Source organism: Agrobacterium vitis, from assembly GCF_013337045.2.
In the GTDB taxonomy this organism is placed as follows: Bacteria; Pseudomonadota; Alphaproteobacteria; order Rhizobiales; family Rhizobiaceae; genus Allorhizobium; species Allorhizobium vitis_B.
In genome coordinates this window covers 1-15,553 of record NZ_CP118260.1, presented here as the reverse complement: position 1 = coordinate 15,553, position 15,553 = coordinate 1, and the positions used below count along the sequence as shown (strand labels likewise).

Genomic DNA, 15,553 nt, shown 5'->3' with positions numbered 1-15,553 from the left:
TTAGTCTACGCAGACAGAGCCTTGGACAATTGGTGTATATGCGCCGCGCCAATGCCGCAGCACCCGCCAATCATCGTCGCACCCGCATCGGCCCAATCGCAGGCAAAGCGGCAATAGGCATCGTCGGTCAGGTCGGCGCGGGTCTCATGCAGGCCTTCATTCGCTGCGGCCTCCCCCTGCTCACCTTCAAAGGCATTGGCATAGACACCGATGTCCAGAGAAACACCTTTTTCCCGGAATGTTGCTGCCGCCACATCCACGGCCGCCTTCATCACTTCCGGCTTGCTGCAATTGAACAGCAGCGCCGATGCGCCAGAGCCAGCCGCCCAAAGAGCCGCATCCTCAACCAGTTCGCCGGAGCGAAGCTTCGGTTGACCTCCAGCGTCCTGTCCCGCTTCATCGGCCAGTGTAAACGAAATCCAGAAGGGCTTGCCTGTTGCTGCAACCGCTTTTTGAACGGCTTCGCCTTCGGCGATCAGGCTGAGGGTTTCTCCAAGCCACACATCGACGAAGGGCGCAAGGTTGGCGACGAGGACATTGAGATAGGCATCAACTCTCGAAGGATCGAAATTCTGCGGCTCATAGGAACCGAAGATCGGTGGCAAAGACCCGGCCACGAGCACCTTTCGACCCGAGGCATCCGCCGCCTGCCGTGCCAACTCACCCGACAAGGCAATCAGCGACGGGCCTTCACTCCGAAACCGTTCTTCGCCAATGTGAAACGGCACCAGTGCGTAACTGTTGGTGGTCACCACATCCGCACCCGCCGCAATGAATTCCGCATGCACCTGGCGAACGATGTCAGGCGCATCAATCAGGGCCAGCGCCGACCATTCCGGCTGCTTCAACTCCGCACCGAGCCGAAGAAGTTCACGGCTCATGCCGCCGTCGAGAATACGAACCTTTGTCATACATATAGTCCTGTTGGTTATCGCCGGATTGGAACCTGCGCCTCGACCACCCGGAAGCAACGGGCAATGATCGCGGTAAGAGCGAGATAGAAGAGGGTAACGACGATCAGCGGCTCATAGACGAGCAGCGTATCCTGGCGCACCTTGTAGGCAACCGCATAGAGATCCATAACCGTCACGGTAAAGGCGAGGGGGGTCGCCTTCAACTGCATGACCACTTCCCCGGCAATGGTGGGGAGGGCGATGCGGATAGCACGCGGCAACCAGACACGCCGAATGAGCGTGAAGCGTCCCATGCCGAAAGCACGGCCCGCCTCAAGTTCGCCCTTAGGCACGGCCAGCAATGCGCCGCGCAAAACTTCGGCCTCATAAGCCGCGTAATTGAGCGTGAAACTGACCGCCGCAAAGAAAAATCCTTCCCGTAGCAGCGGCCAGATCAGACTTTGACGAATGCCCGGGATCATCGGCAGCAATGATCCGACGCCGTAATAAAGCAACCAGAGCTGAATCAATAGCGGCGTACCACGAAAAAACGTCGAATAGCCGCGCGCAAGGACACGCGCGACCGGTCCGCCGCTGACCTGCGCAAAGGCGAGGCCAATGGCCATTACGAATCCGGGAACGACCGAAATCACCAGCAATGCAAGCGTTTGCCATGCTCCGGTGAGCAGCAACGGCCAGTAATTGCCTATCCAGGAGAAATCCATCACATCTCCTAGGACAGCAGCGGCTGACCACGCCGTACCCGGCGCTCGATCAGCTTGAAGAACAGGTTGGAAACGAGAGTGATGGCGAGATAGAGCAGGGCGGCAGCCAGGAAAAACAGGAAATAATGCTTGGTACTCGCCCCCGCCAGCCGGGTCGCAAGCGCCAGTTCCTGATAGCCGACAACGGCAACAAGCGCGCTATCCTTGGTGACAGCCATCCACAAATTGGCAAGGCCAGGCAGGGCGTTGGGCAGCAGCGCCGGCAAAGTAACCCTACGAAACCGCAGAAGCGGCGACATGCCGAAGGCTTTTGCCGCCTCACTTTGACCAACCGGGATCGCCAGGATAGCCCCCCTGAGCACTTCAGTCATGTAAGCACCTTGGACCACACCCAGAACCGCAATCGCCGCAATCAATCCATTGACTTCAACCATTGGCATGCCAAATGCCTGCAATAGTCGGTTAAGTCCATCGGTGCCTGCATAATAAAGACCGACGATCAGGATCAGTTCCGGCACGGCGCGCACCGCTGTCGTGTAGACATCGAGCAATCCGAGCAGCAGGCGGTTGCCAGACAGCTTGCCCAAAGCCCCGCCAATCCCAATCACCAGCCCTATCAGAAAAGCCCCCGCCGAAATGATAAGCGTTGCCCCGGCACCCCATAGCAGCGTTCCGCCCCATCCGGGGGGATAGGGAGAAAGCAGATCGAATATGCTCGGGGAAACTGCCATTTACGTAAGTTTCCGTTTACTTACCATAGATGTTGAAATCGAAATATTTCTTGGTGATCTCATCATATTTGCCGCTGGCCCGGACAGCGGCCAGCGCCGAATTCAGCTTTGCCTTCAAAGCGGTATCGTCCTTGCGCAAACCGCCACCCACGCCTGAACCAAGCACCGCGGCATCATCGGCGACATCGCCCATATTGGCGCAGCAATCCTTGCCGGCATCACTCTTGACAAAAGTGTCGAGCACGATGGAATCGCCGAAGACGTAATCGATCCGTCCAGCGGACAGGTCCTGAAAGGCTTCATCCAGCGTTTGGTAGGTCTTTTCCGAGGCAACCTTGGAAAAATACTTTTTGTAATATTCAGACTGAATGGTGGATACCTGAATACCGATGGTCTTGCCCTTGACGTCATCAGCGCTGGCGCCAGGCTTCATGTCCTTCATACCGATCAGCCGGCTGGGGGTATTGTAATATTTATCTGTGAAATCGATCACCTTTTTACGCTCATCGGTAATCGACATGGAAGACCAGATCACGTCGAACTTCTTGGCGCCCAAAGCCGGGATCAACCCATCCCAGGACAGTTCGACGATAGAGCACTTCTCCTTCATCTCAGCGCAAACAGCGTCCATCAGGTCAATTTCCCAACCCTGCCATTTGCCGCTCGCATCCTTGGCGAAGAAGGGCGGATAGGATTCATTCATAACACCAAAACGCACATCGGCCTGCGCCGAAAAAGCGGAAAAGGCAAAGGCAGCGCTGGCCAACAGCAGCGGGAAGAATTTCATAGAAAACTTTCTCCAGGTTGAATTCAAAATTTTCAAAGATGCAGTCAGGCGCCGATCCCGCCGGTAAATTCTCGACACCGGTCGCTGAACGGATTGCCGAAGACCTGTTCAGGCGGTCCCTGCTCCTCAATCCGGCCCTGATGCAAAAACAGGACATGGCTGGAAACATCGCGGGCAAAGCGCATCTCATGGGTGACGATCAGCATGGTGCGGCCTTCCTCGGCCAGATCCCGAATGACCTTCAGGACCTCACCGACCAATTCCGGATCGAGCGCCGATGTTGGCTCATCGAATAACATGACGGCAGGTTCAACGCAGAGCGCCCGCGCTATAGCCGCACGTTGTTGCTGCCCGCCCGAGAGGAAAGCCGGATAGGCATCGCGCTTATCGTAAAGACCAACCTTATGCAGCAACGCTTCGGCACGTTCGATGGCTTCCGCGCGCTTGACGCCCATCACATGCACCGGCGCTTCGATAACATTCTCCAAAACTGTGCGATGCGCCCAGAGATTGAAATTTTGAAACACCATCCCAAGTCCGGTCCGCAACCGCTCGACCTGACGCCAACTGGCGGGCCGTGGCTCACCACGCCGCCCAATCTTGATGGCAATCTCTTCGCCATTGACAACGATACGCCCTCGATCCGGCATTTCCAGGAAGTTGATGCAGCGCAGGAACGTGCTTTTTCCAGACCCGGAGGACCCAATGATCGAAATAACGTCGCCTTTTGCGGCACGCAACGATAGGCCCTTCAGAACCGCATGCGCGCCGAAGCTCTTGTGGATGTCTTCCACCTCAAGGGCGAAACCGCCGCCATCTGTCATACAGGTTCCAGTCTTCAAATTGCTTGGCACAATAATGGCTTATCCGCGCAGTTTATGCGCGCAATTTCGAACCAGACTGCATAATTACCGCAGAAAATCCTTGCATAAAGCGGTTAATCCCTGGAAAAAGAGCGTGAAACGCACCCTTGGAGGATCAGCCATATGGACCATTTGGATCGGTTCGATCGCCAGATCATCGATATCATTCAGCGAAATTGTCAGCTGAAGGCAGAGATTATTGCCGAACAGATCGGGCTTTCTCTATCGGCGGTCCAAAGACGTCTGAAACGGCTGCGGGAAGAAGGGATCGTCAAAAGCGAAGTGGCGGTGGTTGACCGCAAAATGACCGGCCATCCTATGGTATTTATCGTCGGCATGGAGATCGAGCGCGACAATTACGATGCGCTCGCCCGCTTTCGCACCTGGTCGGAACGGCAGGATCACATTCAGCAGGTTTACTATGTCACGGGTCAGGTCGATTTGATTGCAATCATCACCGCCCGTGACGTTGAGCATTACGACGATATCGCTGCCCTTATCATGGCCGAAAACCCGCAAATACGCCGAATGCATACCAATGTCGTGCTGCGGGATATCAAGCTCGGACTATTCGTACCGATGGCGAAATAGCGGTAATCTCCTTCACCATCGGTAGACCCGCTAAAACGCCCAGGTCAGCAGGTTTCCAGCGGCGGTGACAAGATAATAGGTCACGACACCGGCACCAGCGGCAACGAAGAGTGAAAAAATCACCACAAGGCCGTCTCGTTCTGCAAGAGCGATAGCGATAAGAACAATTGCAAGCGCTGGAGCGGTATTGCCAAAAGGAATTGGCAGGGAGATCAGAACCGCCAGCACGAGAATCGGCAGCGCCAGGATCATTCGTGCCGTCTTGCCGGTGAGAAACGGAAGACGCCCGGCGATCAGCCAGCTCTCGAGTTTCAGCACCCAGGGCCGTCCGAGCCGCACCATTGTTTCCACGACCTTGAGCGACACGGTTTGCCGCGCAATGAAGTCCGGAAGCCAGATCCGGTCTGCGCCATACAGCATTTGCACGGCAACGAATGCCAGGCAGGTGCCGAAAACCATTCCGAAAGGACCGGGCAGGGGGACAAGGGTCGGCAGGCAAAGCACCAGCAAGGTGAAGGCTATCCCAATTCGACCCCGCCGACCGATCAGTTCACCGATGGAAATACCACCACGCAAACGAGCAGTTTCCAGCACTTCCAGCAGAAACCCGGAGCCCCGCACAATGTCGTCACTTGCGGCAGGACCCTGCTGTCGAGACATCATCATCATATTAATCCGTACAACCGCTATCCCGCAGCGCTTGCTGATGCGAGGAGCGCAACACAACGTGAATATCGGCTGTGCTGATAGCCAGCTGAGCCGATGCGAAATCTGCATGAAGTTTTTCAACAAGATCGAGATCACCGGGCAATCGATGATCCTCTACATGCAGCGCCTGGGCGTAAAGCACCAAATCCTGGCCGCGCAATCCCAGGCGCTCTCCGGCCCAGAACCCAGCCAGAACATTCCGACGGGCACGGATTGTGAAGGTGGTATCGTCCTTTGGGCACCAATCCGGCCCTGAAACGCTCTGAACCATCGCATGTCCTCTGTCGTGAAGTTTTGTCATAACTTGTCCTTGTTCAAATCGTCTATACATCGCCGCCGGTCTCAGATCCAAGCAATGAAAGGGCGGTCCGACACTCCGGTGAAATTTCCGAAACAACCGCAACCGGCGTAGTCCAGCCTAAAGAAATCTGTAAGCCAGAACGCACAGCCCAGCTTGGGCTATCGAGCGCCTGTTGTAATAATTTGGGAGCTGAATCTCGCACGCATGTTTGCGCCTGTTCTATTGTAGTTGCCGATGCATTCATCGACGCCAGGCGACTGCGAAGATCCGCCTCTATCGGGTCGATAAGAAAAAAGCTGATCAGAGTCGCAAAGATTTCCGTAAACACAACCCTGCTCCTAGCGCACGATATTCAAAAGCTTAGGGGCGGGGGTGCGGTAACGGCAGTCACGCCCGGCGCGGTATGACATGTTTATCGCCATCGATGACAAGCAATTGAAATGAAAATAAGCGCGTGAACCAGCTGGCAAAACCAAGACCATGGCTACAATCCTATGCCGGCGCATGTGTCGAAAACGGTCCGACATCGCAGAAGCGCCGGCGGCTGCTGCCAGAGGGGCCCGGACCACGGGTTGGACTGAAGATGGCGCCGTAAGCCGACTGTTTCAAGGCGCAGATTCGGCGATTTCATGGAATTTTCAGTCTGAAAATGGACAGTTATCCAAGACCTATATCGTGCAAAGCCTGTTTTCAGAAGAAAAAGGCAGCGCGTCGCGATTCCTGTTGTTGCGTTTATGCGATACAAGACAAAGGAAACCATCCGGAGCAAAGCCGAGGCCGCATCGCATGACCGAGAACAGCTATTTCACAAATTACGGGGGCCTGCCGCCTCAAACCCAGTTGCTTTCTGGCAAGGCCGTTTTCAAAACCGCCTATGCCGTCATTCCAAAGGGCGTGATGAGCGACATCGTCACCAGTCTTCTTCCGCATTGGGAAAAGACCCGCGCCTGGATTATCGCCAGACCCATGACTGGATTTTCCGAAACCTTTTCGCAATACGTGATGGAAATCCAACCGGGAGGGGGCAGCACGCGACCGGAACCGGATGCCAATGCGCAAACAGCCATTTTTGTTGTCGAAGGTGCGTTCACGCTTACACTTGGCTCAGCTGCGCATAATCTTCGTGCCGGGTCTTTCGCTTTTCTGCCGGCCGGATCGACGTGGACAGTTCTCAACACCAGCGATGCTCCGACAAAATTCCATTGGGTTCGCAAGACATTCCAACCGGTAGACGGATTGGAGCCACCACCAGCAATCTTCACCCATGAAGACGAGCATGAGATTGCCATGATGCCGAACACCGGCGGCGCCTGGGGGACGACCCGGTTCATCGATCCAAATGATATCCGCTATGACTTCCACCTGAATATCGTCAGCTTCCAACCTGGCGGCATCATTCCGTTCATGGAAACCCATGTGATGGAACACGGCCTCTATGTCCTGGAAGGCAAAGCCGTCTATCGACTGAACGACGACTGGGTTGAGGTCGAGGCCGGTGACTTCATGTGGTTGCGCGCCTTCTGCCCACAAGCCTGCTACGCTGGCGGTCCCGGCAGGTTCCGCTATCTGCTATACAAGGATGTCAACAGGCACGCCCGTTTGTGGTCTTGAGCGAGCTCAGCTCATGCCTGGGAAAATCGAAATGCGAGGGGTGGATATCCCTTCGCATTTCAAGGATGAACCCACCTGGTCAAATTATTAAAATTGATAATCAACATTATGGAACTAATGGAGTATTAATCGACGCGCAGTCAAATTTGCATCGTAACAAGGAGCGGCAGATGATCAGACGCTTGACGTGCCAAAGGTGTGTCGATGACCCGTGCGTCAAGGATATTCAATCCACCTGATGTCAGAATGTGGTCCAGCCGCAGGAATGGAAACCGAGATGGAAATGTCGGCTTCGGCCGACTGAGATTATCGGACTTGAGGTTAGCTTTCGTGGCATCGGCCAATCTTGCCGTCAAGAGTTTGAAAGCTTTGGAATTCGGCACAGCGTTCAAGTCGGCTGCGACCGCAATGGGAGCATCTGCCTCCAGCAATGGTCCAAGCCATTCACCTCCCAAAATCGCCCTAGCCTGCTCTGCTCGCTCACCCGCCCTTAGGCCGAAATGTGTCACGCAGACGTTAACCGAAATATCTCCAATCAATACCTCTACCAACAGCGCACCCCTTTGCTCACCGCGTGATGGCAACATGCCCTGCTGGATGATCCGGGTCGGAAACCGGGTCAAAAGTGCATCGCCATATCGTTCCTCAGCGACATTCAAGGCGGAATGAAAATGTGATTGCATGGTGAGATAGCCAGCGATCACTTCCGCTTGGTCAATTCCTGACGTTCGGTTTCGGCCGACATCCACTTCCTGAAGGCAAACAATATCTGCATTGGTGGCTGCGATCACGTCGGCAATTCTGGCTGGATCAAGTCTTCTGTCTGTGCCGATACAGCTATGAATATTGTAGGTAAGGAGACGAAATATGGAGCTCATTGCGAGGGAACACCTTAGGCGGGAAATCGTTCCCTGTACCAAGAGCAACCTCGGAAACGGTTTGATGCAGAAGAAGATTTTACTAAATGGCATTTTTCTTGCCGCAACAGCAATAGCCCTTTGGCTGAGCTACCGGGCGCTGAGCAAATTTTCTCTCAACGATATCGAAACATCATTGTCTGCCATCCCTTGGACAGGTTTTGCTCTGTCGTTATTTTTCTGTGCCGTGTCCTACCTCTGTTTGACCGGCTTCGACTATCTTGGCATCCGCTATGCCGGTTCTCGTTTGTCCTGGCGCAAAGCCGCAGTCGCGTCTTTTGTCAGCCTCTCTATCGGACATAATGTCGGCTTGGCGGCGCTGTCCAGCGGTGCAGTTCGCTATCGGTATTACCGGCGCTGGGGCTTGAAAAACGAGGAAGTCGCCAAAGTAATTCTCTTTTGCGGCGCAACCGTCGGAATCGGCTTAATAGGATTGGCCGGCATTTGCCTTGCCCTGTTTCCGCAGAGTGCGGCCAAGCTCGGCGGCATGGGGAACTTCGCCGCTCGACTGATTGGATTTGCATGCCTGGCTGCAATTGGTATCTATCTCCTGGCCTCAACCTGGCTGCGCGGTGAAATACGCATATACAAATGGCGTTTCTCACTGCCAACATTGCACATAGCCCTTGCACAGGTCGCAGTTGGCATTGCCAATTTTACTGCAGTCGCCGCTTGTCTCTTTTGGCTCGCCAGATCTTCCGCTGGTTTTTTCGAAACGACAACCGCCTATGTCATGGCCAACCTCTCGGCGCTGGTTGCCCATGTTCCCGGCGGGCTCGGCGTAATGGAAGCGACCATCTCGTTCATCATGGGCAAAGACGCCTCGATAGGCGCGCTCATCGCGTTTCGCGTCGTGTATTTTTTCATACCCCTGGCAATCGGCATCCCGGTCTTTGCCATCAGTGAATGGTATTATTCGCGCCTGGAAAGCCGGGATAATTCCGCATCAAATGAAACGGTGAAAGCAGCAACTCTTTGACGCTGTCATAGGCTACATTCGCAAAAATAATAGGATTCACCATAGAAAAAGCCCTTGTGATTTACCAATCACAAGGGCTTTCCGTGTGCACAAGACTATAATTTAACTGTTGTTGGCAGACATACGCTGCTGTTGTCCATCGGCCTGGCTCAGTCCTGCCTTCGACATCGCCATGCGTCGGATTTTCTTTAGCAGGGAAAATGGAATAGAAACCAACTGCAACGGCCACCAAGGTGCTTTTGGGTCAACAAGGCCCGTAGCAAAATGCAAACTCGTTTTGCCGTTCTCGTCACCGACAGGAAAAGATCGCAGCCCACGCAGTCCAACGTTCACTCGGTCCAACGCGCGCACCAATGATCCAGATTCGTGATGGGCTTTTGCCAAATCTGTGCCCGGCAGACCAAGATGCTCACCAAGCAGACCATTTCGCATATCGGCCAAGATCTGACGTTCTTTGTCGCTATGCATTTCGATGGCGACGTCAAGTTCCGTATCAAGGCCCACCGATCTCTGGTTCAAGTTCGATGACCCGACGCGAATGAAAACATCATCGATAATAATCAACTTGGCATGGACCAGAACCTCCTCGCACTTATCATCGCTGCTCTCATCTGGGACAACTGGATAGAAAGCACGAAACCGACCAAATCGATCAGCCTGTCTAAGCTTACGGATCATTCTATCACGATTTTCACCCAGTACTTTTCTTTCAAGAAATCCATGCGAATTTAGCGTCGAAATCAACACAACCTCAGGACCATCCGGCTCACTCAATCGAGCCGCCAAAAGATCGGCGACATCTTTCGATGCAAAATATTGGCTTTCTATATAGATGAGCCTCTCTGCCCGTGAAAGGCAGTCAAGGGTCAGTTGAAGTGTCTCCCGAACGGATGTGCTTCTACGAATTGCCGGTTCGGTCCGCGCAAAAGCGATGTCACAATTGCTCAAGACATAAAGTGCAGCTGATGGAAAAGAATGATAATAGCAGCGTGCACGAACCAGATCTTCACCTGTCGCCTGCCACCACCGGCGCCTGGCGATTTCAGCTGCTACTTCGGCCGCTTCACCATCAATAGCCATTTGCACATCGTGAACCGGCTCATAGCGTTCGCCTTTCGGCGTGCAGCGTAACGGTTGATCGGCCCGGTGCTCGGGCGTATCCCACCGCTTGGCCGTAAGATCGATGCCGCCAATAAATGCCAGTGCATCGTCGATAACTACCATTTTCTGATGATGAGAACCTCGAACGGCATGCCTCGTATCGAGCCGCAAGTCGATCCTCGGATGCGACTTCAGTTCGGTTTTCCCGAGCATGCGCAGGGATTTTCCAGAATAAATCGGACCCATCGCCCAGACGAGAATGTGAATCGAAAGACGGCTATTGCCTTCGACAAGCGAAAGGAGGAACTCACCTAATGTGGGAGAAGCTGGATCTTCGGGTATAAGCTGGATGTCAGGGTTAAAATCCCAACCGATGATAAATATCTGTTCCTGAGCGCGTGACAGGGCATCCGCAAGGGCGCGAAAATATTGCGCACCATCGATCAGAAATCCCGCCTTAGATGCAACACCCGTCTTCCAGGCATTATAGCCCACTCTGATCACCTGATCGGATCCAATGCGGTGATGGCTGATGGCCTTCTCGAAACCCTGCATATTTCTATATCCCAGCCGGATGACCGCGTACCCGAATTACGCTTCAATTGCCTGCTGCATAGGTACGACCATTTTCACGGTCGGAGTTGTTTACTTACGCTTCAGGACCATAAGGTTTCGCGTCATAGACAAACGCATTGCAGTGATATTTGTTCCGCCTCGATGAGGAAAAATTCCAGGGCCCGTGGGGCAAGTCGAGGAAACCGAGACTTGAAAAGGCTGCGACGTAAACAAAGTTCCTGTCGCATCAGCCAAGTCAAATTTCCTCAGCTCCACCCAGCTTTAAGACTTGCTCCGCGGCAGGTTTTTCTCCAGCGCTTGAAGCATGGGATAAACGCTGAACTGCCCTTGCTCAGCCTTGTCACTCAACGTCCGGAGATAGCCGCCTGCGGAACGAATTGTTTCGGCTCGCTCAAGCATGACCGCGACGGTAATTGCGGCAGCCTGTTCACCCATTGCTTGTTTCGCCTTCAACCATGCATCTGGGGAAATGCCCAGCATCGTCCGCACAGTGTCAGCCGCCCTGATCAAGTCGTTCCATTCGGAAATCCCATCTTTGGCGTAATCGTTGATTTGTGGGCAAAGCGTTTTCAACCTTTTCAGGCTTACAGCCAATCGCCGTTGGTCGAGGGGAGGTGATGCCCGCTCCGCTGTTATATGTTCGTTGCCGTTTTTATCAAGTTGTAGGTCTGATTTTGAATTCTGTTGATGCCGCTCATTTTGACGTTCATTGCCGCTCATTTCCTCATCTGAAAGACTTGAAAGATAATCATTTTCCACCTTTGACAACAGCGCGCGCAGGTCTTCTGCCAGCGTTTGCATATCAGTGCAGAATTTCATTCTTAAGCGTGTTTTGCAAAAAGACTGATAGCAAAGCAAATAGCTTTCCCAGTCCCCTGCTCGCCCCTCTTCAAGCGCCAGCGTAATTATTTTGGAAATGTCGCGAGATAGAACGGTGACTTCCCCACGCAACGCACGGAACCGCTTGGCTTCAGCACGGGCGCTTTCGGCTGCGCTGTAGATTTCTTCTGCTTTCAGCACAAACGGCGCTAGATCGAAGCCAAATGCATCCTCAACTTCGCCGGTTTCGTCTCTGCGGCAATAGCGCTTGCCATTGGCGCTATCACGCCGAAAGATCATGCCTGCATCGACAAGGCACGCCAGGTGCCTGCGTATGGTCGCTGGCGCCATTCCTCTTGCTCGAAAAGCCAATTCCCGGTTGGATGGAAAGACGATAACCGGTTCACGGCCATCCAGCTCGCGCTCGGTGGTGAAGCTGACAAGCGCTTCAAGCAGGCAAATAGTCCGGTCACCCAGACCATAGACAGCACGCGCTTCTGTTAAGGCGCGAAGCAATTGCCATTTGTCAGCGCGACCAGAAGAATTTGCGCCTTCGGTTTGCCGTAGTTCAGCTTGACGTTCGCCAATGCGTGCTTGTCGCGCCAGGACGCGACCGGACATCCGTCCGCCGCCAAAGGGCGTTGTTGCAGCTCGTTCCATAATGTCGCGTCCCCTCTACAAGGAGACAAGCAGGCCCAAATAACAAACACTGAAACTCAATCAACCCGACAGCACAGGTTAACGATCACCGGAATAGGATGGCTTTAAGACCGCTTACTTTTCCGGCAATCCATCAATCGACTGCGCAACTCCTGACTTTAAACGCAAGCAGGGAGACTATTTCGCAGCAGGCTGACCTGAAACGGCATCCGACTGATAAAACGCAGGGATACCGTGGGCGCACGAATTCATTGCTTGGTATCTCAAGGATCCAAGACAAGTGAACTCACCACAATATCGACCACGAACGGGGTGTATAAGCAAAATTGACCCTTTCTTGCGCGATAAAGCGCCATGTAAGGCCAATCTTATCCCTTATAGAATCCACACGGCTCCTACCTGAAATCCTTGGAATTCAGCATATTACGCTACGGTCGATCTATTGCATAACTCCCTAAATCGGACCCGACTTAAGGAGTAAATTATACGGCAGATCTACAGCTTGCAGCACCTTATGTGCATTTGATAAAACGCACGGTACCGCAAGCATCGCCCGCATTGTGGTCGATACCATTCCATCATTTTGTCTAAGCACCATTATGGCCTGGCGCTGCTGCCAACGCCGCAAAATCAAGACGCAAAAAGATACATCATGACCCACGAATATGCGGTCATGTCTTGACTTTTATGGCCAGAAGTGATTCTCTTGAATTGCTACATAGAAGAGGGCTTCCGAAATGGTGACGTTTTGGGGCCTTTTTTCTTGTCTCGTATTGCTTCCTTCTCGTTGCACTTTACGGCGCTTGCGTTCGATAAAACACAACGCGCCATAACCCGTTGTAACCTCTGCGTAGTGTCCTCTTAAAATCCCTTGGGATTTAAGTGGCATGCAATAATCCTGCAAAATGCAGGTCTACAGCACCCAGCAAAAGCCGGATGCAAACCGATTTCAGTCGTGTTCGCCGTCTAAATAGGCAGCGTAAGCAGCCGCCAGACGCGCTTCGAACTGATCGACAAACCCCGGATTGGCTTCCGCCAGAAATTCAATCTTCAGCCGCCGCCCCTGCCGTCCGATACGGGCGAAGACACGGCCATCTGGACCCCTGATGTCCTCTGGTTCCGGACGCTCCACAGGCGTCTTGCCGGACAGAGTATCGAATAATTTTTGAAACCGTTCATCGGTGGCTGCGATCCGAAATCCGTCTGTAGACACCAAACCAGCCGCTTTCACCTGCCCCTGCTCGCTCGAGAGCAATTGGCCAAGTGCCATCCACCTCTCGCGTCCTGCCTTCGGAGCTGGGCCAACGGCGCGAGCAAAGCGCTCAGGGACACTCTCTGCCACCTGGATAAGCCGCGACAACTCGCTTTTTTGCACCGAAAGCGCCTCGCCGATGACTTTTCGATCAAACCCACGATCGGCCAATGCCTTGGCAAACAAGGCACGCTCGATGAAGGTGAGATTGCGTCGCTCGGCATTTTCCTTGCCTTGAGCCAGCACAAGCTCGTCGTCGCTCAAGGGCCGGATAAGCGCCTTGACGGCAATGCCGAGACGCTTGGCCGCACTTAAACGCCGGTGACCATAGGCAACCTGATAGCGGTCGGCATCAACAGGATGCCGACGCACGAGGATCGGAACCTGCTGGCCACTCTCGCGCATGCTGGCAACCAGCGCGACGAAATCGGGATCATCTCGTTCCTCATCACTCAAGCGATCTGAAACGAAGGACGCGTCGATCTTATCCGTAGCAAGGGAAATGACCCTTTCGCCCTCATCAATCGCCTGACGCAAAGCACGCGCTTCTTCCGCCTCTCTGGTGATAGAGGACAAGGTCAATCCCATTGCCTTTATCGCGCCGGAGGCTGCACGCGCCACAGGCGCTGCGGGGCTCTGTTCTTCAACAGTGTCTGCGCTACGCGGTTCGCCGGTCACCGTTGGTTGCGAAACAGAGGGTTCCGCAGTATCTGGACGTGCCCCCGATCCTGGATCGGAAAACAGCGCGCGCAACTCGCTTTTTCGGTTTTTTCCAATCATTCTTTGCGTCCCCACGCCGTGTGGATCAACTGTTCGATTTCGGCATTTACCGATTCCAGCGCTTCAATCGCCCGGTCGTACGTGCCACGGCTGAAATTTTCGCGGCCAACCTCGTAAAGCGTCTGTTTGGTCAATCCGGCATCGGAAATTGCCGTGGATTTAACCATCGGCGAGGTCAATACCCGTTCCCCGAACAGCGACCGCAGAAAACCGACAATTTGCGCCTGAGGACCATCATTCGGCTCAAACCGGGTGACGAGATAGCGTAGAAAGTCGAAATTCAGTGTGCCGCCTGCTTCGCGCACGACACCGAGAAGATCCGATGTCATGAACAGGAACTGGCTCATGGACGCCACATCCAGCATCTGCGGATGCACGGTGACAATCACCGATGTCGATGCGCAAAGCGCCGACAATGTCAAATATCCAAGCTGCGGCGGGCAGTCGATGACCACGACATCATAATCATCCGCCACGCTGTGCAAGGCATTCTGCACTCGGGCGAAAAACAGGCTCTTGGCATCGCCCGTCTTTCGTTCCGCCAAGGCACGCGGCGTCACATGCTCAAATTCCTGCAATTCCAGGTTTCCGGGCAGCAGGTCGAGATTGTGAAAATAGGTCTTGCGGATAATCTCCCGCAACGGCCTGACTTCATCGTCATAGCGGATGGCGCCATAAATCGTATCATTGCCGACCAGATCGAGTTCCGGCTGATAACCGAACAATGCAGACAGCGACGCCTGCGGATCGAGATCAACAGCCAGTACCCGGTGCCCAGTCATGGCCAGATATTGCGCAAGATGAACGGCCGAGGTGGTTTTACCGGAGCCGCCCTTGAAATTTGTCACGGAAATGATCTGCAAATGCTCGCCACGTTCGGCGTCACGCCATTTCACATAGGAACGGGCCTTGGAAACATTGCCTTTTATCATCGCCTGCTCGGCCAGATAATGGCGCAGCGCGTCAATATCAGAGAGCGAATAGTAGCGACGCCCCCCTGCCCCAACGACGGGCGCAGGCCCTTCACCGGCAAGCGACAATTGCCGCAAATAGCCATCCGAGACTCCGACGAGACGCGCCGCCTCACCGGACGTGAAAGTCCGCAGAGTTTTGCGCGACGCTGGGGCAAACAGACGCTCCCGCATGGCCTTCAGCTGGGCTGAAAGGGCGCGCGCGTCTTCGGCAATGGTCTCATCGGCGGGGCGCAAATTCGTCTCCTGTTGTTCAGTCGCCGTGCTGGACGCAACCGCCATGATCAT

The 15,553-nt window shown here is 54.1% G+C and carries 17 protein-coding genes; 3 read left to right on the top strand and 14 right to left on the bottom strand.

The features are described from left to right. Positions 1-5: 5 nt before the first annotated feature. Genes G6L01_RS18070 through G6L01_RS18050 form a run of 5 tightly spaced genes read right to left on the bottom strand, consistent with a single transcriptional unit; the run spans position 6 to position 3,960 of the window. Positions 6-911 carry a homocysteine S-methyltransferase family protein gene (locus tag G6L01_RS18070; protein WP_070163375.1) on the bottom strand — a complete coding sequence of 302 codons (906 nt, stop codon included), beginning with the start codon at positions 909-911 and terminating at the stop codon, positions 6-8. A 17-nt stretch (positions 912-928) separates the two neighbouring features. Further along, positions 929-1,618, bottom strand: coding sequence for an ABC transporter permease (locus tag G6L01_RS18065; RefSeq protein ID WP_070163374.1), 690 nt, complete (start codon positions 1,616-1,618; stop codon positions 929-931). An 8-nt stretch (positions 1,619-1,626) separates the two neighbouring features. Beyond that, complete coding sequence (locus G6L01_RS18060; protein ID WP_070163373.1) at positions 1,627-2,349, bottom strand: ABC transporter permease; 723 nt, start codon at positions 2,347-2,349, stop codon at positions 1,627-1,629. 16 nt (positions 2,350-2,365) lie between these two features. Beyond that, positions 2,366-3,136, bottom strand: coding sequence for a transporter substrate-binding domain-containing protein (locus G6L01_RS18055; RefSeq protein WP_071205607.1), 771 nt, complete (start codon positions 3,134-3,136; stop codon positions 2,366-2,368). 44 nt (positions 3,137-3,180) lie between these two features. Beyond that, positions 3,181-3,960, bottom strand: coding sequence for an ABC transporter ATP-binding protein (locus G6L01_RS18050; protein ID WP_070163372.1), 780 nt, complete (start codon positions 3,958-3,960; stop codon positions 3,181-3,183). A gap of 162 nt (positions 3,961-4,122) precedes the next feature. Between G6L01_RS18050 and G6L01_RS18045 the strand changes: the two genes are divergently transcribed. Next, positions 4,123-4,590: an Lrp/AsnC family transcriptional regulator gene (locus tag G6L01_RS18045; RefSeq protein WP_071205605.1), complete on the top strand. Its 468-nt coding sequence runs from the start codon at positions 4,123-4,125 to the stop codon at positions 4,588-4,590. A gap of 30 nt (positions 4,591-4,620) precedes the next feature. Here the strand turns inward: G6L01_RS18045 and G6L01_RS18040 are convergent, their stop codons facing one another. The 3 genes from G6L01_RS18040 to G6L01_RS18030 are packed head-to-tail and all read right to left on the bottom strand — an operon-like array spanning position 4,621 to position 5,927. Then, positions 4,621-5,259 (bottom strand): exopolysaccharide biosynthesis protein, encoded by a 639-nt coding sequence (locus G6L01_RS18040; RefSeq protein WP_345799431.1) that lies wholly within the window; start codon positions 5,257-5,259, stop codon positions 4,621-4,623. A gap of 1 nt (position 5,260) precedes the next feature. After that, positions 5,261-5,569 carry an ATPase inhibitor subunit zeta gene (locus G6L01_RS28130; protein WP_070163370.1) on the bottom strand — a complete coding sequence of 103 codons (309 nt, stop codon included), beginning with the start codon at positions 5,567-5,569 and terminating at the stop codon, positions 5,261-5,263. 52 nt (positions 5,570-5,621) lie between these two features. Next, a complete protein-coding gene (locus tag G6L01_RS18030; protein WP_139190069.1) occupies positions 5,622-5,927 on the bottom strand; it encodes a hypothetical protein in 306 nt (101 codons plus the stop codon). Between the two features lie 458 nt (positions 5,928-6,385). Here G6L01_RS18030 and G6L01_RS18025 point away from each other — a divergent pair, with 458 nt between their 5' ends. Continuing rightward, entirely contained in the window at positions 6,386-7,210 is an 825-nt protein-coding gene (locus tag G6L01_RS18025) for a bifunctional allantoicase/(S)-ureidoglycine aminohydrolase (protein WP_070163506.1), read from the top strand. A 140-nt stretch (positions 7,211-7,350) separates the two neighbouring features. Here G6L01_RS18025 and G6L01_RS18020 read toward each other — a convergent pair whose 3' ends face one another. After that, entirely contained in the window at positions 7,351-8,088 is a 738-nt protein-coding gene (locus G6L01_RS18020; protein WP_070163369.1) for an endonuclease/exonuclease/phosphatase family protein, read from the bottom strand. A 64-nt stretch (positions 8,089-8,152) separates the two neighbouring features. On the opposite strand from G6L01_RS18020, the gene G6L01_RS18015 reads away from it, so the two are divergent. Further along, positions 8,153-9,106 carry a putative bifunctional lysylphosphatidylglycerol flippase/synthetase gene (locus tag G6L01_RS18015; RefSeq protein WP_070163368.1) on the top strand — a complete coding sequence of 318 codons (954 nt, stop codon included), beginning with the start codon at positions 8,153-8,155 and terminating at the stop codon, positions 9,104-9,106. Between the two features lie 102 nt (positions 9,107-9,208). Here the strand turns inward: G6L01_RS18015 and G6L01_RS18010 are convergent, their stop codons facing one another. From G6L01_RS18010 to repA, 5 genes are all read right to left on the bottom strand, one after another. After that, a complete protein-coding gene (locus G6L01_RS18010; protein ID WP_070163367.1) occupies positions 9,209-10,762 on the bottom strand; it encodes a phospholipase D-like domain-containing protein in 1,554 nt (517 codons plus the stop codon). Between the two features lie 282 nt (positions 10,763-11,044). Then, positions 11,045-12,262 (bottom strand): plasmid replication protein RepC, encoded by a 1,218-nt coding sequence (gene repC, locus G6L01_RS18005; RefSeq protein ID WP_081343938.1) that lies wholly within the window; start codon positions 12,260-12,262, stop codon positions 11,045-11,047. 685 nt (positions 12,263-12,947) lie between these two features. Beyond that, positions 12,948-13,151 (bottom strand): hypothetical protein, encoded by a 204-nt coding sequence (locus tag G6L01_RS18000; RefSeq protein ID WP_139190068.1) that lies wholly within the window; start codon positions 13,149-13,151, stop codon positions 12,948-12,950. A 60-nt stretch (positions 13,152-13,211) separates the two neighbouring features. Beyond that, entirely contained in the window at positions 13,212-14,294 is a 1,083-nt protein-coding gene (repB, locus tag G6L01_RS17995) for a plasmid partitioning protein RepB (RefSeq protein WP_070163365.1), read from the bottom strand. Continuing rightward, positions 14,291-15,553, bottom strand: a complete 1,263-nt coding sequence (gene repA, locus G6L01_RS17990; RefSeq protein WP_060716291.1) for a plasmid partitioning protein RepA — start codon at positions 15,551-15,553, stop codon at positions 14,291-14,293. Before repA ends, repB begins: the two co-directional genes overlap by 4 nt.